The sequence below is a fragment of the Curvibacter sp. EU05-FHT14A10 genome, assembly GCF_058791075.1.
The window spans coordinates 56,893-77,072 of sequence record NZ_JBYTDE010000010.1; the positions used below are offsets into that span (position 1 = coordinate 56,893).

12 protein-coding genes are annotated in these 20,180 nt (G+C 66.3%); 8 read left to right on the top strand and 4 right to left on the bottom strand.

What is annotated here, in order from left to right; genetic code table 11:
• Positions 1-3 precede the first annotated feature (3 nt).
• A complete protein-coding gene (locus AC3WUT_RS19240) occupies positions 4-2,634 on the bottom strand; it encodes a circularly permuted type 2 ATP-grasp protein (RefSeq protein ID WP_492348697.1) in 2,631 nt (876 codons plus the stop codon).
• An 88-nt stretch (positions 2,635-2,722) separates the two neighbouring features.
• A complete protein-coding gene (locus AC3WUT_RS19245; protein WP_492348698.1) occupies positions 2,723-6,235 on the bottom strand; it encodes a transglutaminase family protein in 3,513 nt (1,170 codons plus the stop codon).
• A 315-nt stretch (positions 6,236-6,550) separates the two neighbouring features.
• Here AC3WUT_RS19245 and AC3WUT_RS19250 point away from each other — a divergent pair, with 315 nt between their 5' ends.
• The 4 genes from AC3WUT_RS19250 (at position 6,551) to AC3WUT_RS19265 (ending at position 14,996) form a co-directional block, all read left to right on the top strand.
• Positions 6,551-9,142, top strand: a complete 2,592-nt coding sequence (locus AC3WUT_RS19250; protein WP_492348699.1) for a DNA internalization-related competence protein ComEC/Rec2 — start codon at positions 6,551-6,553, stop codon at positions 9,140-9,142.
• A gap of 91 nt (positions 9,143-9,233) precedes the next feature.
• Complete coding sequence (locus AC3WUT_RS19255) at positions 9,234-10,679, top strand: circularly permuted type 2 ATP-grasp protein (RefSeq protein WP_492348700.1); 1,446 nt, start codon at positions 9,234-9,236, stop codon at positions 10,677-10,679.
• 13 nt (positions 10,680-10,692) lie between these two features.
• A complete protein-coding gene (locus AC3WUT_RS19260) occupies positions 10,693-11,652 on the top strand; it encodes an alpha-E domain-containing protein (protein WP_492348701.1) in 960 nt (319 codons plus the stop codon).
• Between the two features lie 116 nt (positions 11,653-11,768).
• Positions 11,769-14,996 carry an EAL domain-containing protein gene (locus AC3WUT_RS19265; RefSeq protein WP_492348702.1) on the top strand — a complete coding sequence of 1,076 codons (3,228 nt, stop codon included), beginning with the start codon at positions 11,769-11,771 and terminating at the stop codon, positions 14,994-14,996.
• Here the strand turns inward: AC3WUT_RS19265 and AC3WUT_RS19270 are convergent.
• Positions 14,981-15,916, bottom strand: coding sequence for a LysR substrate-binding domain-containing protein (locus tag AC3WUT_RS19270; protein WP_492348703.1), 936 nt, complete (start codon positions 15,914-15,916; stop codon positions 14,981-14,983). The genes AC3WUT_RS19265 and AC3WUT_RS19270 overlap by 16 nt on opposite strands.
• Positions 15,917-16,102: 186 nt before the next feature.
• On the opposite strand from AC3WUT_RS19270, the gene AC3WUT_RS19275 reads away from it, so the two are divergent.
• The 4 genes from AC3WUT_RS19275 (at position 16,103) to AC3WUT_RS19290 (ending at position 18,939) form a co-directional block, all read left to right on the top strand.
• Complete coding sequence (locus AC3WUT_RS19275) at positions 16,103-16,864, top strand: isochorismatase family protein (protein ID WP_492348704.1); 762 nt, start codon at positions 16,103-16,105, stop codon at positions 16,862-16,864.
• Between the two features lie 66 nt (positions 16,865-16,930).
• Positions 16,931-17,677, top strand: coding sequence for an SDR family NAD(P)-dependent oxidoreductase (locus AC3WUT_RS19280; RefSeq protein ID WP_492348705.1), 747 nt, complete (start codon positions 16,931-16,933; stop codon positions 17,675-17,677).
• Positions 17,677-18,000, top strand: a complete 324-nt coding sequence (locus AC3WUT_RS19285; RefSeq protein ID WP_492348706.1) for a putative quinol monooxygenase — start codon at positions 17,677-17,679, stop codon at positions 17,998-18,000. Before AC3WUT_RS19280 ends, AC3WUT_RS19285 begins: the two co-directional genes overlap by 1 nt.
• 57 nt (positions 18,001-18,057) lie before the next feature.
• A complete protein-coding gene (locus AC3WUT_RS19290; protein WP_492348707.1) occupies positions 18,058-18,939 on the top strand; it encodes a pirin family protein in 882 nt (293 codons plus the stop codon).
• A 35-nt stretch (positions 18,940-18,974) separates the two neighbouring features.
• Here the strand turns inward: AC3WUT_RS19290 and mltB are convergent, their stop codons facing one another.
• Entirely contained in the window at positions 18,975-20,117 is a 1,143-nt protein-coding gene (mltB, locus tag AC3WUT_RS19295) for a lytic murein transglycosylase B (RefSeq protein ID WP_492348836.1), read from the bottom strand.
• Positions 20,118-20,180: the final 63 nt, after the last annotated feature.

A 20,180-nucleotide genomic window follows, 5' to 3' on the forward strand; every position in this document is an offset into this window, starting at 1 on the left:
GCTTCAGGCTCCCAGGCTTTGCCGTGCTTCGCCCGAGTGGGTGAAGTACTGGGCGCTGATCTCGTCGGAGATGTTGTAGGCCGAACTGGTGCACAGGGCCAGCAGCTCGGCCAGCGGTGGCTGGGTCTCACTGGGCGCAGGGTGAGGCTCTTCGCTGCACAGCTGTTCCAGGCTCCAGATGTCGGGGTTGGGGATCAGCAGTGACAGCGTGCTCAACTGGCCCGGCGCACTGCCGGCCAGGCGGGCCAGACGTCCGCGCAGGGTCTGGGCCACCCAGGCCAGCGAGCGGGGGTTGTCGCGGTCCATCACCAGCAGGTCGAGCAGGGCAGGCAACTCGCGGCTTTGCTGGAACTGGGCGTGGAAGGTGATGGTGCTGTCGAACAGGGCCAGCGTGGCCTCAAAGCCGGCATCGTCGTGCAGGGCGCCGGCCTTGAGGCCCAGCGACAGCGCCGACGCCAGGAAGGCCAGGCGTTCGATGTGGCGCCCGATGGACAGCAGGCGCCAGCCGTCATCGCGGGTCATCCGGTCGGTCTGGCCCCCGGTGATGGCCGCCAAGTGTCCGCTGGTGATCTCCAGGGTCTGAAGCGCATCCGTCGATCCCATGGCGCCTGCGGATGCCGCCGCCTTGCATCGGCTGAAGAATTCGTCTTCGGCCTGCATGATCACGTTCCAGTGTTCTTGCGACAGCCGCTCGCGCACGGCCGAGGCCGACTGGCGCAAGGCGCGCAGGTTGAAGCCCACGCTGCTGGCATGGCTGGTCTTGTCCAGGCCATCGATCAGCGAGCGCTCGAACACGCGGCGGGCCTGGGTGGCGGGCGGCACACTGGGCAGCACCAGGCCACCGAACACGGCCATGTCGCTGAGCCAGGCCAGCAAGGGTTGGGCGGATTGGTCGTCGCCGTTCAGACAGGCCAGCGTGAGGCGGGCCAGGCGCAAGGTGTTCTCGGTTCGTTCGGTGTAACGGCCCAGCCAGAACAGGTTCTCGGCCGCCCGGCTGGTGACCAGGCGCTTGCGTTGCACCACGGCGGCCACGCCAGGGTGGGGGTTGAGCAGGCTGGTGCTGTCCACGCGCCCCTCGGTCTGCACCCACACGTCGGCACTGCTGCCGCCGCGTTGCATCGAGGCAATCTCGGCATTGGCACTGGCAATGCGGGCCATGCCGCCTGGCAACACCTGCCAGGAGCCCGGCCCATCGGCGACCGCAAAGACGCGCAGCATCACCGAGCGGCGGGCCAGCCGGCCCTGGCCCTTGACCTGGCGCCACACCGGCATCTGCGACAGCGGCAGCCGCTGCTGTACCGTGTGCTCGTCGCTCTGGCGCAGGATGCGGCCTGCCCATTCATCAAGCTGGCGCTGCGACAGTGTGGGACCCGACACCGATTCGAACCAGTGCCGGCCGGCGCTGGCCGGGTAGGTGGGCTTGATCACCGACTCACTCAGCAGGGGCAGCACCTCTTCGAGGGCTGCGCGCTCGCCGCACCACCAGGTGGGCAGGGCGGGCAGTTGCAGTTCTTCGTTGAGGAGATGCCGCGCCAGGGCGGGCAGAAAGCCCAGCAAGGCGGGGGATTCAAGGAAGGCCGAGCCCGGGGTGTTGGCCACCAGCACGTGGCCGGCGCGGATCGCCTGCAACAGGCCAGGAACGCCCAGGGTGGAGTCGGGACGCAGTTCCAGCGGGTCGAGGAACTCGTCGTCCAGCCGTTTGAGCAGGCCATGCACGGGCTTGAGGCCCTGCAGGGTCTTGAGGTAAAGGCGCTGATCGCGCACCGTCAGGTCGCTGCCTTCGACCAGGGTCAGGCCCAGGTAGCGCGCCAGGTAGGCGTGCTCGAAATAGGTTTCGTTGTACGGGCCCGGGGTCAGCAGGGCGATGTGCGAGTCGGCACCGGCCGGGCTCATGGCCTTCAGGCCTTCGATCAGCGCGCGGTAGGTGGCCGCCAGGCGCTGCACGTGCATGGCCTCGAAGGCCTGGGGGAACTGGCGCGACACGGCCAGCCGGTTTTCCAGGAGGTAGCCCAGACCTGAAGGCGCCTGGGTGCGCTGAGACACCACCCACCAGTTGCCGTCGGGGCCACGGGCCAGGTCAAAAGCGGCGATGTGCAGGTGGCTGCCCCCCACGGGTTTGACGCCTTTCATGGCGCGCAGATAGCCCGGATGCCCTTGCACCAGCGCGGCGGGCAGCAGGCCGCTGGACAGCAGGTGCTGCGGGCCGTAGACGTCAGCCATCACGCGATCAAGCACGCGCACGCGTTGCAACACGCCGGCTTCGATCTGTTGCCAGCTTTCGGGGCTGATGATCAGCGGAAACAGGTCCAGTGACCAGGGCCGTTGGGGGCCCGAGGCGTCGGCATAAACGTTGTAGGTGACCCCGTTGTCCCGGATCTGTCGCTTGAGGCTGGCCTCGCGGTGGTCCAGGTCGGCCAGGCCTTCACCGCCCAGGTGCTTGAAGAAGTCGCTCCAGGGGCCGGTGAAGCCGGGGGCTGCGCCGCCGTCGGCCGTTTCGGCTGCCGTGGCTTCTTCGCCGCGCAATTCGTCGTAATGCCCTTGGGTGGCGGGTAGCACCAGATCACGCGCCTGCTGGGGCGGGCGCGTGTCAGAGGGCTCGGACGAGAGGGGGGAGGTCGGTTCCACGGGCGTCATTGTCCCATGAGCGGCTTGTTGACCTGATGCAAGTCATGAAACCGTCATGCTGTTGAGGCAGGACGATTTCACGAAACACCAGGCCAGCTCAGCGCCGCAGGTCGAGCGTGAAGGGGAACTCACGGCTGCCCGGCACGCCCACGGTGGCTTCGGGCACCTGCAGGGTGCCCGGGGTGTGGCCCATGCGGAAGAAGCGCGACAGGCGGCGGCTTTCGGCCTCGTAGGCGTTGACCGGGAAGGTCACGTAATTGCGCCCGCCCGGGTGGGCCACGTGGTACTGGCAGCCCCCAACCGAGCGTTTCATCCAGCTGTCGACAATGTCGAACACCAGGGGCGCATGCACGCCGATGCTGGGGTGCAGGGCCGAAGGTGGGTTCCAGGCCTTGTAACGCACGCTGGCGACAAATTCGCCCTCGATGCCGGTGGGCTGCAGCGGCAGCGGTCGGCCATTGACGGTGATCACGTGCCGCGCATCGTTGAAGCCGCTCACATGCACCTCGATGCGTTCCAGTGACGAGTCGACGTAGCGCACCGTGCCGCCGGCCGAGCCTTCCTCGCCCATCACGTGCCAGGGTTCCAGCGCGTTGCGCAGGGTCAGCTCGATGCCCATGGACTGCACGTTGCCGACCAGCGGGAAGCGGAACTCGAAATGCGGGGCAAACCAGGCGTCGTCGAAGGCGTAGCCCGCCTGGCGCATCTCGGCCATCACGTCGTTGAAGTCCTGCCGCACGAAGGTGGGCAGCAGCCAGCGGTCGTGCAACTGGGTGCCCCAGCGGGTGACGGGCGCCTTGTAGGGCTGCTTCCAGAAGCGGGCGATCAGGGCGCGCAGCAGCAGTTGCTGGGCAATGCTCATGCGGGCGTGCGGCGGCATCTCGAAGGCCCGCAGTTCCAGCAGGCCGAGCCGGCCGGTGCTGCTGTCGGGCGAGTACATCTTGTCGATGCAGAACTCGCTGCGGTGGGTGTTGCCGGTGACGTCGACCAGGATGTTGCGCAGGGTGCGGTCCACCAGCCAGGGCGGCATGTCCTGGCCGTACAGCTCGCGGTTGCGCTCGATCTCGCGCAGCGCGATCTCGAGTTCGTAGAGCTGGTCATTGCGGGCTTCGTCCACGCGCGGGGCCTGGCTGGTCGGGCCGATGAACATGCCCGAGAACAGGTAGCTCAGCGAGGGGTGGTTGTGCCAGTAAAGGATCAGGCTGGCCAGCAGCTCGGGCTTGCGCAGGAAGGGGCTGTCGGCCGGCGTGGCGCCGCCCAGTACAAAGTGGTTGCCGCCCCCGGTGCCCGTGTGCCGACCGTCGGTCATGAACTTCTCGGCCGTCAGGCGCGACTCGAAGGCCGCCTGGTACAGGAACTCGGTGTGCTGCACCAATTGTTTCCAGTTGTGCGCCGGGTGGATGTTCACCTCGATGACCCCCGGGTCCGGGGTGACCTGCAGCAGCTTCAGGCGCGGGTCGCGTGGTGGCGGGTAGCCCTCCAGCACGATCTGAACGCCCAGTTCTTCGGCTGTGGCCTCGATGGCGGCCAGCAGGTCCAGGTAGTCTTCCAGCCGCGAAAGCGGGGGCATGAAGATGTACAGAAGGCTCGATTTGACGCTGGCCGCCTCGACCTTGGGGCCGTTGGCGCGCGCCGGGTTGCGCGCCTCGACACACAGGGCAGTGCGGGTGATCCAGTGGGCCGAGGTACCACGGGCGGGCGCCAAGTCCCATCGGCCGGGTTGGGGTTGGCCGGGCTGGGTGGCGGCGTCGCCATCGCCCTGGCCGTTCTGGCCCCCTGGGCCGGTGCCGAGGCCCTGGACGCGGCGCTGGGCTTCGCCCGGGCTGGCCGTGCCCGCGATGTAGGGCACGCCGCGCAGGTCGGTGCTGCCGCTGGCGTAGCGGCTGTGCAGGGCCTGGGCCGCCGGCAGGGTGGAGCGCGGGGCCATCGGGTCGGTCTCGACCATGTAGGGGTACTCGGCGCTGCTGACCCAGGGCAGGGAGTCCAGGGGCAGGCGGTAGCCCATGGGCGAATCGCCCGGGATCAGGTACATGCGCTCGTCGCGGAAGAACCACGGGCCGGTCTGCCAGCGCGGGCCGACCATGGCCGGGTTGTCGGCGTCGGGGTTCACATCCAGTGGCAGCACATAGCCCACCACCGAGTCAAGCTTCTGATCGAACACGCGGCGCAGGCGCACGCGCTCCATCTCGTCGTCGAGCTTGGAGTTGAAGGGGTCGACGTTGACGGGCAGGCGGCGCTCGCGCCACAGGTAGTACCAGGTGTCTTCGTAGCCCGCTTCGATGTACTGGTCGGTCATGCCCAACTTGCCGGCCAGGGTGCTGGTGAAGCGCTGGGCGTCGGCGGCGGTGTAGTGGGCCGTGACACGTTCGTCGGCGAACAGGGCCGGGTTGTTCCAGACCGGCTGGCCATCTGCCCGCCAGCAGATCGACAGGGCCCAGCGCGGCAACTGCTCACCCGGGTACCACTTGCCCTGGCCAAAGTGCAGGAAGCCGCCCTGGCCATATTCGTCACGCAGCCTGTGCACCAGCTCGGTGGCGTAGGCGCGCTTGGTGGGGCCCAAGGCGTCGGTGTTCCATTCGGCGCCTTCGCGGTCGTCGGTGGCCACATAGGTGGGCTCGCCGCCCTGGGTCAGGCGCACATCGCCCGCCACCAGTTCGGCATCCACCGCTTCGCCCAGGGCCAGCACGCGGGCCCATTGTTCGTCGGTGTAGGGCATGGTGACACGCGGCGATTCGTAGATGCGCGTGACTTCCATGTGGTGGCTGAACTCGACTTCACACTTGTCGACCGCCCCTTCAACGGGGGCGGCCCCCGAGGGCTGCGGCGTGCAGGCCAGCGGAATGTGGCCCTCGCCGGCCAGCAGACCGGAGGTGGGGTCCAGGCCGATCCAGCCGGCGCCGGGCAGGTAGACCTCGCACCAGGCGTGCAGGTCGGTGAAGTCGACTTCGGTGCCGCTGGGGCCGTCGAGCGCCTTCACGTCAGGCTTGAGCTGGATCAGGTAGCCCGACACAAAACGGGCCGCCAGGCCGCAGTGGCGCATCAATTGCACCAGCAGCCAGCCTGAATCACGGCAGGAGCCCGAGGCATTGCCGAGGGTTTCCTCAGGCGTTTGCACACCGGGTTCCATGCGGATCAGGTAGCGGATGTCGTTTTGCAGCTTCTGGTTCAGGCGCACCAGAAAGTCGATGGTCCGGCATTCGCTGCGGTCGATTTCGGCCAGGTATTTCTTCAGCAGCGGTGTCGGGGGCTCGGTGGCGAGGTAGGGCGCCAGTTCCTGCTTGACCAGCTCCTCATACTGGAACGGGAAGTTCTCGGCCGCAGGCTCCAGAAAAAAGTCGAAGGGGTTGTACACCGCCATCTCGACCACCAGATCGACCGTGACCTTGAATTCGGTGGTGGGGTTGGGAAAGACCAGGCGGGCCTGGTAATTGGCAAACGGGTCTTGCTGCCAGTTGATGAAATGGTTTTCGGGTTCGATGCGCAGCGAGTAGGAAATGACCTTGCTGCGGCAGTGCGGTGCCGGGCGCAGGCGGACCACCTGGGGGCCCAGGTTGACGGGCCGGTCATAGCGGTAGTGGGTGACGTGGTTCAGTGCAGCGTGGATCGACATTCGTCTTGTCTCTCTGGCAAAAGTGCCGGGAAACGGCCGCCTCGGGTTGGCAGCCTCTAAGAGCCTGTTCAATGTCTCGCACGGACCGAGGGAGACATTGAACAGGCTCCAAGCTCATCCTAGCAAGAGCCGCGCCACTGTGTGTGTCAATTCGACGGTGTCGGGTCACTTCTTTGAGTTTGATGCACTCCGGTCACCACAGTTTCCCGTGAGGGCAGGACCGGCGGCCCGACTGAGCGCACCGAGGGGGCCGCAAATGCACGGGGCCCCCCTGTGACCCCGGTGGGCTGCCGGTGGTCGTCCCTAGGATGCTTGATGAACTGGATTTCCCGGCGTGAGTCAGCGTCGTTGCACCTGAGCCGCGAGGCCGGCGCGCGCTGGCGTCTGCCCTGGCGGGCTTGGGGGGTGTTGGGGCTGGGGGTCCTGGCCGGAACCCTGCTGCAGGTGCAGCAAGGCCGGCTGTCAGCCTCTGGCGTGTATGTTGCAGTGCTGTTCTTCGGGCTGCTCGGCTTGCTTGGCGTGGCCTGGGGCCGACGCCGTGCCGCCGTGGCGTCCCCGGCCCGGCTGGCGCTGGTGGCGGCCCTGGCGGGGGCCGTGGCCTGGGGCGGCGCGGGCTTGCGGGCGGCTCAGTTGCTGCAGCAGGCGCTGGCGCCTGAGCTGGAGGGGCGGGATCTGGTGCTGGTGGGACAGGTGGCCAGCCTGCCGCAGGCGGGGCCCTGGGGTTGGCGCTTTGTCCTGCGGGTTGAATCCGCTGCACTGCAGGGGCAACCGGTGGCGTTGCCGCCCGACCTGTTGTTGGGTTGGAACCCGCTGCAACACCCCGCCAGTCCCCCGGGGGCGGACGAGGAGGGTGAGCAAGATCTGGTCGAGGGGCTGATGGGCGGTGTCGATGCGGCCTCAGGCCTGGCCGTCGCCGCGCCCGAGGCCCCGGTGCCGGGCCAGCGCTGGCGTTTCACGGTGCGGCTCAAGCGCGTGCATGGTGCGCGAAACCCGGGGGGCTTTGATCATGAACTCTGGCTGTGGGAGCAAGGCATCCTGGCCTCGGGCTGGGTGCGCGCCCGCACGGCTGCGCAGGCGCCACGTCTGCTGGCCGTGACCGCGGCCTACCCGGTCGAACGGTTGCGGCTGCGAGTGCGTGAGGCCATCGTGAGCACCTTGGGCGCTGCGGCCGACCCCGGAACCGGCGCCGGGGTGGTGGTGGCGCTGGTCACCGGGGACCAGCGATCCATCCGCCGCGAGGATTGGTTGCTGTTCCGGCAGACCGGCGTGGCGCATTTGATGAGCATTTCGGGCTTGCACATCACCCTGCTGGCCTGGCTGTCGGCGCGGGTTCTGGCCTGGCTCTGGCGCCAGACTGCGCGTTGGCCTGGCGCCTGGGGGCGGGGCTGCCTGTGGTGTCCGGCGCCGGTGCTGGGGCGCTGGGCTGGCCTGCTGGTGGCGCTGTGTTATTCGGTCTTCTGTGGGTGGGGGATTCCGGCCCAGCGCACCGTGGGCATGCTGGCGCTGGTCTGTGCGTTGCAGTCGGGGGGGCGCCGCTGGCCCTGGCCCGCGCTTTGGTCGGTGATGGTGGCGGGTGTCTTGCTGTGGGACCCGTGGGCCTGCCTGCAGCCGGGCTTCTGGCTCAGCTTTGTGGCAGTAGGTGTCCTGTTTGCCACGGATGTCGGGCGCCCCACCTCGTCGAAGGTGGCGGCCACGGCGCTGTCTCTCAGGGCGCTGAGGCCCCTGTTGGGTCTGCTGCGCGAGCAGGGCGTACTGGGCCTGGCCCTGGCGCCGCTGAGTCTCCTGCTGTTTGGCCAGGTGTCGGTGGTCGGCTTGGTGGCCAATCTGGTGGCGGTGCCGTGGGTGACGGCGGTGGTCACGCCGCTGGCCCTGCTGGGCTGCCTGCTGCCGCCCCTGTGGTGGCTGGCGCAGCAGGCGCTGCAACTGTTGCTGTGGGCCTTGCAGTGGATGGCGCAATGGCCGGGCGCCACTTGGTCGACGGCTGTGGCACCGGTTTGGGCGGTCTTGGCGGGCGGGTTGGGTGGCCTCCTGTGTGTCGGCCCCTGGCCTCCGGCCTGGCGCTGTCTGGGGCTGCCCTTGCTGGTGCCGGTGTTGCTGTGGCAGCCGGGCGTCCCAGCACCGGGGCGTTTTGACCTGCTGGCCGTTGACGTGGGGCAGGGCACCGCCGTGTGGTTGCGCACGGCCACTCGGAGCCTTCTGTATGACGCGGGGCCCCGGTACTCCCCCGACAGTGATGCGGGCGAGCGGGTCCTGGTGCCGCTGTTGCGGGCGCAGGGCGCTGACCTGAGCACTTTGGTGCTCAGCCACCGCGACACCGATCACACCGGTGGGGCTTCGGCGGTGCTGCAGGCCTACCCAGAAGCCCGCTTGCGGGCCACCTGGAGCGGGTTGGCCGCCTGGGCAGGGCGCCCGGCACAAGCCTGTGTCGCCGGTGAGCGCTGGCAATGGGATGGCGTGGGCTTTGAAGTGCTGCACCCTGCTGCAGCAGACGTGGTGCCGGGGGCGCGCAGCAATGCCCTGAGTTGCGTGCTGCGCGTGCAGGACGCGCAGGGCCAGACCGCCTTGCTGACCGGCGACATCGAGCGGGATCAGGAGCGCGCCCTGCTGGCGCGCGGGGCACCCTTGAAGGCCGATTTCCTGTTGGTACCGCACCACGGCAGCACCACGTCCTCCAGTGAAGAGTTCCTGCGGGCTGTGCAGCCCTCGGTGGCGGTGGCCCAGGCCGGTTACCGCAATCGCTTCGGTCACCCGGCCACGCGGGTGGTGGACCGATATGCCGGGCTGAACATCGCCTGGGCAGCCACCCCTGAATGTGGGGCCGTGCATTGGTCCAGCAGCCATCCGGATCGCTGGACCTGCCAGCGGGTGCTGGATCGCCGCTACTGGCAGTGGCCGCAGTTACCTTGATGTGGAAAATTTTCGTTTTGGATCAGCGCTGTGCACAAAACAAGTGCAGATTGGGCCCGGAAATTGCTATGCTGAAAGCAGGAGATGGTCCATGCTGAAATTTGACGAGATGTACACCCGTTTGCCCATCGCGGGCAGCCCCGTGCGAACCCACTACGAGGCGTATGAGCGTTGGCTGGCCCGACAGCCGGCCGAGATGATGAAGGCCCGCCGCGAAGAAGCAGAGATGATCTTCCGCCGTGTGGGCATCACCTTCGCGGTCTATGGCGCCAAGGATGAGGACGGTGCAGGCACCGAGCGCCTGATCCCCTTCGACTTGATTCCGCGCATCATCCCGGCGCACGAATGGCAGTCGATGGAAAAAGGGCTGGTCCAGCGGGTCACCGCGCTGAACCGCTTCATCCACGATGTCTACCATGATCAGGACATCATCCGTGCCGGTGTCATCCCGGCCGATCAGATTCTCAACAACGCGCAGTTCCGCAGCGTGATGATGGGCGTCGATGTGCCCAACAACATCTACTCGCAGATCTCGGGCATCGACATCGTGCGGGCCCCCAATGCCAATGGCGACGGCGAGTACTACGTGCTCGAAGACAACCTGCGCGTGCCCAGCGGCGTGAGCTACATGCTCGAAGACCGCAAGATGATGATGCGGCTGTTCCCCGACCTGTTCAGCCAGCACCGGGTGGCCCCGGTGGCGCATTACCCCGACCTGCTGCTGGAAACCTTGCGCGCCTCGGCACCTCCGGCCACGGCTGAGCCGACCGTGGTGGTGCTGACCCCTGGCATGTACAACAGTGCCTATTTCGAGCATGCCTTCCTGGCCCAGCAGATGGGCGTTGAGCTGGTCGAGGGGCAGGACCTGCTGGTGAAGGACGACTTCGTGTGGATGCGCACCACGCGTGGCCTCAAGCGGGTGGATGTGATCTACCGCCGGGTGGACGACGATTTCCTCGACCCACAGGTGTTCCGCCCCACGTCCACGCTGGGCTGTGCCGGGCTCATGAACGCCTACCGTGCCGGCAACGTGGCGATCTGCAATGCCGTGGGCACGGGCGTGGCCGACGACAAGTCGATCTACCCCTACGTGCCCAAGATGATCGAGTTCTACCTGGGCGAAAAGCCGATCCTGAACAACGTGCCCACTTACATGTGCCGCAACAAGGACGAGCTGCAGTACACCCTGGACAACCTCAAGGACCTGGTGGTCAAGGAAGTGCACGGTGCCGGCGGCTACGGCATGCTGGTCGGCCCTGCCTCGACCAAGGCCGAGATCGAAGAGTTCCGCGCCGCGGTGCTGGCCAACCCCAGTGGTTACATCGCCCAGCCCACGCTCAGCCTGTCGAGCTGCCCGACCTTCGTCGAGTCCGGCATCGCGCCGCGCCACATCGATCTGCGGCCCTTTGTGCTGTCGGGCAAGACGGTGCAGATGGTGCCCGGTGGCCTGACCCGCGTGGCCCTGAAAGAAGGCTCTCTGGTGGTCAACTCGTCGCAAGGCGGGGGCACCAAGGACACCTGGATTCTGGAAGTTTGAGAGGGGATATTGAATGCTGTCGAGAACCGCTGATCATTTGTTCTGGATGTCCAGGTACACCGAAAGAGCTGAGAACACCGCCCGGATGCTGGACGTGAACTACCAGACCTCTCTGTTGCCCCAGTCGGCCGCCGTGGCCCAGGTGGGTTGGCAGGGCCTGCTGTCCATCAGCGAGTTGTTGCCGTCCTACCAGGCTTTGTATGGCGAGGTGACGCCTGCTCGCGTGCTGGAGTTCATGGTGAAGGATGAGGACAACCCCTCGTCGATCATGTCCTGTCTGCGTGCGGCGCGCGAGAACGCCCGTGCGGTGCGCGGTTCGCTCACCACCGAGGCCTGGGAGATCCAGAACCAGACTTGGCTGGAGGTCAACCGCATGTTGCGCCAGGGCGATTTCGAGCGCGATCCGGGTCAGTTCTTCGAGTGGGTGAAGTTTCGATCCCACCTGTCTCGCGGTGTGACCGTGGGCACCATGTTGATGGACGAGGCGCTGCATTTCATGCGCCTGGGCACCTTCCTGGAGCGAGCCGACAACACGGCGCGTCTGGTCGATGTGAAGTTCCATGCCGTGCAGAGCGATTTTTTCGGCGCGGCCAGCGAGAAGGATCAGGAGTACGATTTCTACCACTGGAGCGCGATCCTGCGCAGCGTGTCGGCCTTCGAGATCTACCGCAAGGTGTACCGCGACGTGATCAAGCCCGAGCGGGTGGCCGAACTGCTGATTCTGCGTGCCGACATGCCACGCTCCCTGCATGCCAGCCTCAATGAGGTGGTGCACAATCTGGAGATGGTGTCCAACGACCAGTCGGACGAGACGCTGCGCCGTGCGGGCAAGCTGCGGGCCGATCTGCAATATGCCCGCATCGACGAGATCCTGGCCACCGGTCTGCACGCCTTCCTGACCCAGTTCCTGGACCGGGTCAATGAGCTGGGTGGGCGCATCAGCCGAGACTTCCTGATCCCGGCAGCGGCCTGAGGGGCTTCGCCGTCAGGCCCTGGGCCCTTGAGCAGGCCCGTGGCCCCAATGGCCGAAGTGCATCGCAGGAAGGTATCTGAGGTCATGGCGCCGTTCTTGGCACAGGAGGTTCGTGGGTGAGACTGTTGAAGCCCTTGATTGGCTGGCTGGGGCGTTTGAGCGTCGGGCGCAAGCTCACCCTGATTTACCTGCTGGATCTGACCGCGGTGATCTATGTGTCGGGCATCCTGATCCACGAGAAGTACCTCGCGATTGACTTCGCCCGCAAAGAGATCGTGGGCACCCGCTACAGCGTTGCGGTGCGTGACCTGTTGCTGCCGCCTTTCCGTGATGCGGCGCCCGGGAATCAGGCCGCCGCTGTTGAGCCCGCCAACACTCGCCAGGCCCGGCAAGGGCTGCTGGACGAGTTGCGCCAGCAGCACGATGAGTCGCTGGGGGCCGCTGAACTCAGCGCAGCCTGGCTGAAGGCCCTCGCAGCGGCCCAGGCCCAACCTGAGTCGCGCCAGCTGCTGGGGGCCGTGGCCCGGCAGGGGCGTGAGCTGCTGACCATGGTAGGCAACCAGTCCAACCTCATCCTCGACCCCGATCTGGACAGCTATTACGCCATGTCGCTCGGGGTTTTGAGATTTCCCGAATTGCTGGAGGTGCTGTACGACACGGCGCAAGCCCTTGATGGCGTCTCTGAGCAGGCACTTCGCTCGGGCCGACGGCGCACCGAGTTGTTGATCCTGGCCGGGCGACTTGATGCGGTCTCGCTGGGGATCGCCGCAGACTACCAACAGGCGCTGGCGGCCGGCCAGTTGCCCTTGCGGCAGGCCTTGGGCGATTCGCCCGCGCAGCTTCAGCAGCAATTGCAGGCCCTGTTGGCGGTGGTGCGAGCGCTGTCTGACGACAGCGGCCCGCCGCCTCCTGATCTGGCGGCATTCCGCGACGGCTATGGTCAGACCCTGCTGCGGCTGGATCAGGCCTGGGCCCAGGTGCTGGGCGCGCTGGACGCCATGCTTCACAAGCGCGTCGAGGCCTTGTTCCTGCGCATGTGGCTGCACCTGGGCACGGCCTTGTTGCTGCTGGGCTGCATCCTGAGCCTGGTCTATACCGTGGCGCGTCTGATCTCTCACCCGCTGCGTCACCTGGCCGAGGTGGCTGACGAGGTGAGTCGCACTGGCGATCACAGCCGGCGAGCGCTCTGGCACAGCCGCGACGAGATCGGGCAATTGGTGACGGCCTTCAATGACATGCTGGCGCAGTTGGATCGCGAGCGCCTGACGCAGCAGGAACTGGCGGCCAGTGCTCGCGCGGCCCAGACCCAGCACGACATGGTGGAGGCGATTCCCATCGCCATGGTGGTGACATCCGTGCCTCGGCATCAGGTGTTGCATGCCAACGCACCTGCGCAGCCCTGGTTGGCCGGGCGCAGCGAAGACCCCTGGGCCACCGGGCTCGAACCAGGTGTGCGGGCCCGCTTCTTCCAGCGCCTCGCTGATCAGGGGGCGGTGGACGAGTTCGAGGTGCGTTGGCTGGGCGGCGAGACGCCGTCCTGGGCCGTGCTGTCGGCGCGGCGCCTGCAGTTTCAGGGGCAGGATGCGGTGCTGACGGCCTTCACGCCGATCAACATGCTCAAGCTCATGGAGCAGCGCCTGGAGCTGTGGGCCAAGGTGTTCGAGGCCTCGTCCGAAAGCATCATCATCATGGACGAGCGCCAGCGCATCCTGAGCGTCAACAAGGCTTTCTGCCGCAGCACCTATTACGACTACTACGAGGTGATCGGGGAACAGCTCAGTCAGTTGATCCTGCCCGGCGAGGTGGAGCACTGGCCCGCCAGCCTGCCCGCCTTGCTGGGTGACCGCGATGCCTGGCAGGGCGAGGTGCATTTTCGTCGGCGCTCGGGCGAAAGCTATCCGGCCTGGCTGATGATTTCGGCGGTGCGCGACGCCTCGCGCCAGGGCGAGGTGTCGCACTACATCGGGATCTCGGTCGACATCACCGACCGCAAGCGCACCGAGGCGCGTGTGCAGTTCCTGGCCGAGCACGATGTGCTCACCGAACTGCCCAACCGTTCTCTGTGCATCACCCGGCTGGGTGAGGCCCTGAGCGCTGCCCAACAGTCGGGTGGGCGAGTGGCGGTGCTGTTCATCGACCTGGACCGGTTCAAAAACATCAACGATTCGCTGGGGCATCACATCGGAGATGGTTTGTTGCGTTCCGTGGCCCATCGCCTGACCCAGGCTGTGCGCGGTGGCGACACCGTGAGCCGTCTAGGGGGGGACGAGTTTGTGGTCATCATGCAAGGCGTGGCCGACGGCGACGAGGTGCGTTCGGTGGTCGAGCGCCGCCTGATCCCGCTGATCCGCCAGGCGCACCCGGTGGAGGGGCACAGCCTGCAGGTGTCCTGCAGCGTGGGCATGGCCATCTACCCCGATGACAGCACCGATCTGGACGAGTTGATGCGACAGGCCGATGCGGCCATGTACGAGGCCAAGTCTTCGGGGCGTGACACCGCGCGCTTCTTCAGCCCCGAGATCGACCAAAGCACCCGGGAGCGGCAAGAGATCGAGCAGTACCTGAGGCAGGCCCTGGCCCACGAAGAGCTGTCTGTTCATTACCAGCCGCGCATCGATGCCAACACCCTGGCGGTGGTGGGGCTGGAGGCCTTGCTGCGCTGGCAGCACCCGGTGCTGGGGTCGGTGTCGCCAGCGCGCTTCATTCCGGTGGCCGAGGAGACCGGCCTGATCCATCCGATCGGGCAATGGGTCATCCAGCAGGCCTGCGAGCAGATTGCCCGCTGGGGCGACGAGGGCCTGCCACCCCTGGTGGTGTCGGTCAATCTTTCTGCGGCCCAGCTCACGGATGAGGGCTTGGTGTCGCACCTGCAGACCTGCCTGCGGGCCAACCGCGTGGACCCAGGCCGGCTGGAGCTGGAGCTGACCGAGTCGCAGCTGATGGAGCATGCGGCGGTCTCGGGTCGGCTGCTGACGAACCTCAAGGCCCTGGGGGTGCAGTTGTCGATCGATGACTTTGGGACCGGCTACTCCAGCCTGGCCTACCTGAAGCAGTTTCCGATCGACAAGCTCAAGATCGACCAGTCCTTTGTGCGTGATCTGCTGACCGATCCGGCCGACCTGTCCATCGTCCGCGCCATCATCGCTCTGGGCCACAGCCTGAGCCTGGTGGTGGTGGCGGAGGGCGTGGAAACCGGCGAGGCCAGCGAACTGCTCAAGGCCCTGGGCTGCGACGAGCTTCAGGGCTATCACTTTGCCCGTCCCATGTCGCCGGCTCAGTTGCCCGCGTGGCTGGCCGACCGGGGGGTGCCCCAGGAGCGGCGGCGGTCTCAGCCTCGGGTCTGAGCGGGCAGGGCCCGAGGGCGCTCTGGCTCGCTCGTCATCAGCATCGGTAACTCGGTCTTCAGAAAGTCGACCAGGGCCCGTGCCGCGGGGGCCAGGCCGCGCCGACTCGGGAAGAGCACCACCAGGTGGCCCGCCATCGGGCGCCAGCCCGGCAGCACGCTGACCAGCCGTCCGCTGGCCAGGTCGTCGGCGCACAGGTAGCCGGGCAGTCCGCACAGGCCGAGATCGCTGCGCGCCGCCTGGCGCAGCACCCCCAGGTTGTCGCTTTGCAGGCGGATGGGCATGGGCAGCGCGTGGACCACACCTTGCTCGTCGATCAGGCGCAGGTCGGTGTCACCTTCATCGTTGGGGGTGTAGAGCAACAGGGCGGCCTGCTCCAGATCCCCCAGGCTGTTCAGCGGGCCGATTTTTGCCAGGTAGGCGGGGCTGCAGACCAGCTTCCAGGGCACGGTGCAGACACAGGCCTGAACCAGGCTGGAGGTGTCGAGCCGCAGCGCCGTGCCGACGCCGCGTACCACCACGTCAACCTGTTCGGCGATCAGGTCCACGCTGCGGTTGGTGGCCTGCACCGCCACCTGGACCTCTGGAAAGCATTGCAGAAAGCGCGGCAGCAGGGTGCCGGCAATCATTTCTGACAAACCCACGGGCAAGCTCAAGCGCACCTTGCCCATGGGCCGGGTGCTGCGCTGCTGCACGGCTGCGATCCCGGCCTCGGCCTCTTTCAGCATCACCTGGCAATGGGCGTACAGGGCCTGACCGGCATCTGTGAGGCTGAGCCTGCGCGAACTGCGTTGCAGCAAGCGGGTGCCCAGGCGCGCCTCCAGCAAGGTCACCCGGCGCGACAGGCGTGACTTCGGAATACCCAGCGCTTCTCCTGCAGAGGTGAAACCTTTGCGCTCCACAACTTGTAAAAAAAGCAACAAATCATTCCACTCGACACTCATATTTATCATATATAACAAATTTGTTCTATTGTTCCATTGAAATAAACAATTTTTGTAGATCGTTCTATATGTGGAACTTTACGTTATCAGCACGCCCCTTTTTCTTGGGCCTGAAACCTTTCACAGTCCAGTCCTGTTCATTCAACCTCTCAGGAAAACAGCATGGATCGACGACATTTTCTTGGCACAGGTTCGGTCAGCGCCGTCGCCTTGGCACCCCTGGCCGCTGGCATGGCCGCCGCCGCACTGCCGGCTTCTGCCGCTACCTCCTCCTCCAGCAAAGAAAGCAACGCCATGTCCAATGCCCAGAATGCCTACCTGAACCTGCTCAGCCGCGAGAACACCGTGCTGCTGCTGACCGACCATCAAGTGGGCCTGTACACCGGCGTGCGCGACATCACCGTGGGTGACCTCAAGCACAACGTGGTGGCGCTGGCCAAGGCCGCCCGCATTTTGGGTGTGCCGGTCATCCTGACCGCCACCATGACCGACGGCATGTGGGGCCCCGTGATCCCTGAACTGCTGGCGGCCGTGCCCGACGTGCAACCCATTGTGCGTTCCAAGATCAACGCCTGGGAAGATGCCCGCGTGGTGGCTGCCGTGGCCAAGACCGGCCGCAAGCAACTCGTGGTGGCCGGCGTGTCGCTCGAAATCTGCGCCACCTACCCGGCGCTGTCGGCCAAGGCTGCTGGCTATGACTCGCGCGTGGTGCTGGACGCTTCGGGGACCTTCTCTGAACCCAAGCGCACGGCCGGTCTGGCCCGCCTGGCCGGCGCAGGCATCCCGGTGATGGATTACGCCAGCGTGGCGGTCGAGATGCTGGGCGACAACAACGACCCCAAGGCCCATGACGTCTATGGCGCCCTCGACATGCCTTTTGCCACCCTGGTGTGGCAGGTGACCAGCTCGGCTGCCAAGAAGTAAGCCACCCAGCCCAAGAAGACGCCGAAGCCCGCTGCCCGCGGGCTTCGGCATGACAGGACCCAGCCTATGCAAGCCTCTCCCAGAATCGCCATCGTCACTGGTGGCTCACGCGGCATCGGCGCCGCCGTCGCCGTCAAACTGGCCTCCCAGGGCCTGGCGGTGGCCATCGTTTACCAGCGCAATGCCCAAGCCGCCGAACAGGTGCTGGAGCGAATCCGCGCCGCTGGCGGCGTGGCCGAGGCCTTTGCGGCCGACGTCAGTGATGAAGCCAGCGTGAAAGCCGTCATGACGCGCATCGTCGAACGCTTCGGGCAGGTGGATGCCTTGGTCAACTGTGCCGGCATGCTGGAGATGCGCACCCTGGCCGAGATGGACGCTGCCAGTGTGGCGCGGGCCTTCAACGTCAACTTCAACAGCGTGATCTACATGGTGCAGAGCGCCTTGCCGCACTTTCCGCTGCGCGGGGGGCGGATCGTGAACTTCTCCACCAACCTGATCTACCAGCCCCGGCCGGGCTCCGGTCTGTATGCGGCCAGCAAGGCGGCGGTGTCGGTGCTGACGAACGCGCTGGCCAAAGAGTTGGGTCCGCGTGGCATCACCGTCAATGCCGTGGCCCCATCGATGACACGCACCGACATGACCGCTGCAACACCGCCGGCACGCCGTGAGGCTGTGATGGCCGCCACCCCCTTGGGGCGCATCGGTGAGCCCGAAGATGTGGCCGATGTGGTGGCCTTTCTGGCCTCCGATGATTCGCGTTGGATGACGGGCCGAACCTTGCTGACGGACGGTGGTCTCACCGACGCCTTGTGATGCCATCCAGCGATGCTGCCCAGCCCTGGGTCATCACGGTGACCCTGCGCGTGAAGCCTGGTTGCCGGGACCAGCTGCTGGGCGAGCTGTTGGCCCTGCGCCAGCAGATCCTGCAAGAGGGGGTGTGCCTGGGCTTTGATGTGCTGGCCAATGCCGAAGAAGCCAACGAATTGCTGCTGTACGAGGTCTGGCCCAGCCGTGAATTCGTGCAGGAGGTGCAACTGAAGAAGGCCTATTACGACCCCTACTTCGAGCGCATCGACCCCTGGCTTGATGGCGTGCGCCCGATCCGGCATTGGCAGGCCCTGGCCCGCCAGGCCTGAGGCTGATTCAGCACCGCCGATCCGATCTTCTGCTTTCGAATCTGACTGGAGTCCTTGATGAGTTCATTGAAAATTTCCAAGCCTGTGGCGGGCCACGACATGCGGATTGGCACGGGTTTCACGGCCAAGCACCTGCCTGAAGATGCGTTCCAGGGCCTGATCGACCCGGTGGTGATGGTGGATCACTTCCACATGACCTCGCCCACCTTCCAGCCGCACCCCCACGCGGGCATTTCGGCCGTCACCTACATGTTCGAGGACTCGACCTCGCCCCATGTGAACTACGACTCGATGGGCAACAACGGGCCCATCCACCCCGGCGCACTGCACTGGTTTGCAGCCGGACGCGGTGCCGTGCACACCGAGCAGCCCGAGGGCCTGAATCCGCACGTGCATGCGCTGCAGATCTTCGTCAACCTGCCGGCTGCCAAAAAGGGCCATGCCCCGTTTGCCGTCCACCTGGAGCCCGCCGAGGTGCCCGAGATCCGCCACCCCGGTGTGCGGGTGCGCGTGGTGCTGGGCGAAAGCCAGGGCGTGGCCTCGCCAGCGACCGCCCAATTGCCCGAACCCTTCACCCTGCTGGACGGCTTTGTTCAGCCAGGCGCCCACTTCGAGCACGTGCTGCCGCGGGGCTGGGGGGGCTTGCTCTACGTGCTCGCGGGCGAGTTGCTCTTGTCTGCCGCTGGCGAGCAGCGCACCCTGACGGCCGAGCATGGCCTGGGCCTGCAATTGCCAGCCGAGTCGGCCACCGCCCAGGAAACCTTGCAGTTGCAGGCTCAGGGTTCGGCGGTCCTGCACTTTGCGTTGCTCAGCGGCCCGGCCCTGCGCGAGCCTCTGGTCAAGCAGGGCCCGTTTGTGATGAATACCGTCGAGCAGATGCAGCAAGCCATCCGCGACTTCCAGGCTGGCAAGTTCGGCCAGTTGGTCATGCCCTCCTGACGAGGGCCGTGTTCAAGAGCCGACGGCCGCTGTTCTCAGTGGGGCAGTGCGGCCTGGATGGCTTCGCCCAACTCGAGCACCGCCATCGCGTAGTAGCTCGACCAGTTGTAGCGGGTGATTACATAGAAGTTGTCGGTGCCGGCCACATAGCTGGGCTGGGCGCCGCCGTTGTGCAACTCAATCAGGGCCAGCTTGGTGCCTGGCGCCACCGGACCCTCGTCGATCACCGCCCCTTTGGCGGCAAACTGGGCCGGGCTGAACGTGGGCAGGATGTCGGGCAACAGCAGGGCCTCCTTGTCGAGCCGCTCCAGGTCGAAGTGCATGGCATAGCGCACCGGCAGGCCCGTCTGCCAGCCATAGCCTTTGAAGTAATTGGCCACCGAGCCGATGGCATCGGCGGGGCTGTTGAACAGATCGATGCGGCCATCGCCGTCAAAGTCCACCGCATAGCGCGCCCAACTGCTGGGCATGAACTGGGGCATGCCCATGGCGCCGGCGTAGCTGCCACGTGGCTGCAGGGCGTCGGTGCCGCTGCGTTGGTGGTAGGCCAGAAATTGTTCCAACTCGCCGCGAAAGTAGGCCTGGCGTTCGGCCGCGCGCGGGTGGCTGGCCGGGAAGTCGAAGGCCAGGGTGGCCAGTGCGTCGATCACGCGGTAGTTGCCCATGTGCTGGCCGTACAGGGTCTCGACCCCCAGGATGCCCGCGATCACCGACGCCGGCACGCCGAACTCGCGTTCGGCCCGTTCCAGGGTGTCGCGGTGGCGCTGCCAGAAAGCCACCCCGGCGCCGATGCGCACAGGCTCCACAAAGCGTGCCCGGTACGCCTGCCAGTTTTTGGCGCTGGGGCTGCTGGGGGGCAACATCAGTTTGGGCACTCCGGGCAGCAGCCGGGCCTGGCCCAGGGTCTCGCGCAGCACCACCCGATCCAGCTGGCGGCGATCTGCTACGTCGTCGGCAAAGGCCATGGCGTCGCTGCGTTGGGCATAGGGCAAGGTGCCGACCACTGATTCTGCCTTTTTGCGGGCTGTCGGGGTCGGCTTGACGGCCTTGACCGCCTTGCTGCCGGCGTGGTGCTTTTTGCCGGTCTTGGTCTCGTGACCCGCGATGGCCAGGGGGCTGAGAAGACTGGCGGTGATCAGGGTGGCCAGGGTTCGGGTCAGTGCGTGCATGGCCGTCATTGTCACAGCAGTCAAGCCGGCATCAAGGCGCCGCAGCCGCCCTGGGCCTCAAAAAAAGGGACT

What these genes read in the sequence shown, in the direction of transcription:
- AC3WUT_RS19255 (WP_492348700.1), top strand. Translation starts at nt 9,234, where the DNA reads ATGCTGAAATTTGACGAGATGTACACCCGTTTGCCCATCGCGGGCAGC.
- AC3WUT_RS19275 (WP_492348704.1), top strand. Translation starts at nt 16,103, where the DNA reads ATGGATCGACGACATTTTCTTGGCACAGGTTCGGTCAGCGCCGTCGCC.
- AC3WUT_RS19280 (WP_492348705.1), top strand. Translation starts at nt 16,931, where the DNA reads ATGCAAGCCTCTCCCAGAATCGCCATCGTCACTGGTGGCTCACGCGGC.
- AC3WUT_RS19240 (WP_492348697.1), bottom strand. Translation starts at nt 2,634, where the DNA reads ATGACGCCCGTGGAACCGACCTCCCCCCTCTCGTCCGAGCCCTCTGAC.
- AC3WUT_RS19245 (WP_492348698.1), bottom strand. Translation starts at nt 6,235, where the DNA reads ATGTCGATCCACGCTGCACTGAACCACGTCACCCACTACCGCTATGAC.
- AC3WUT_RS19260 (WP_492348701.1), top strand. Translation starts at nt 10,693, where the DNA reads ATGCTGTCGAGAACCGCTGATCATTTGTTCTGGATGTCCAGGTACACC.
- AC3WUT_RS19285 (WP_492348706.1), top strand. Translation starts at nt 17,677, where the DNA reads ATGCCATCCAGCGATGCTGCCCAGCCCTGGGTCATCACGGTGACCCTG.
- AC3WUT_RS19250 (WP_492348699.1), top strand. Translation starts at nt 6,551, where the DNA reads ATGAACTGGATTTCCCGGCGTGAGTCAGCGTCGTTGCACCTGAGCCGC.
- AC3WUT_RS19290 (WP_492348707.1), top strand. Translation starts at nt 18,058, where the DNA reads ATGAGTTCATTGAAAATTTCCAAGCCTGTGGCGGGCCACGACATGCGG.
- mltB (WP_492348836.1), bottom strand. Translation starts at nt 20,117, where the DNA reads ATGACGGCCATGCACGCACTGACCCGAACCCTGGCCACCCTGATCACC.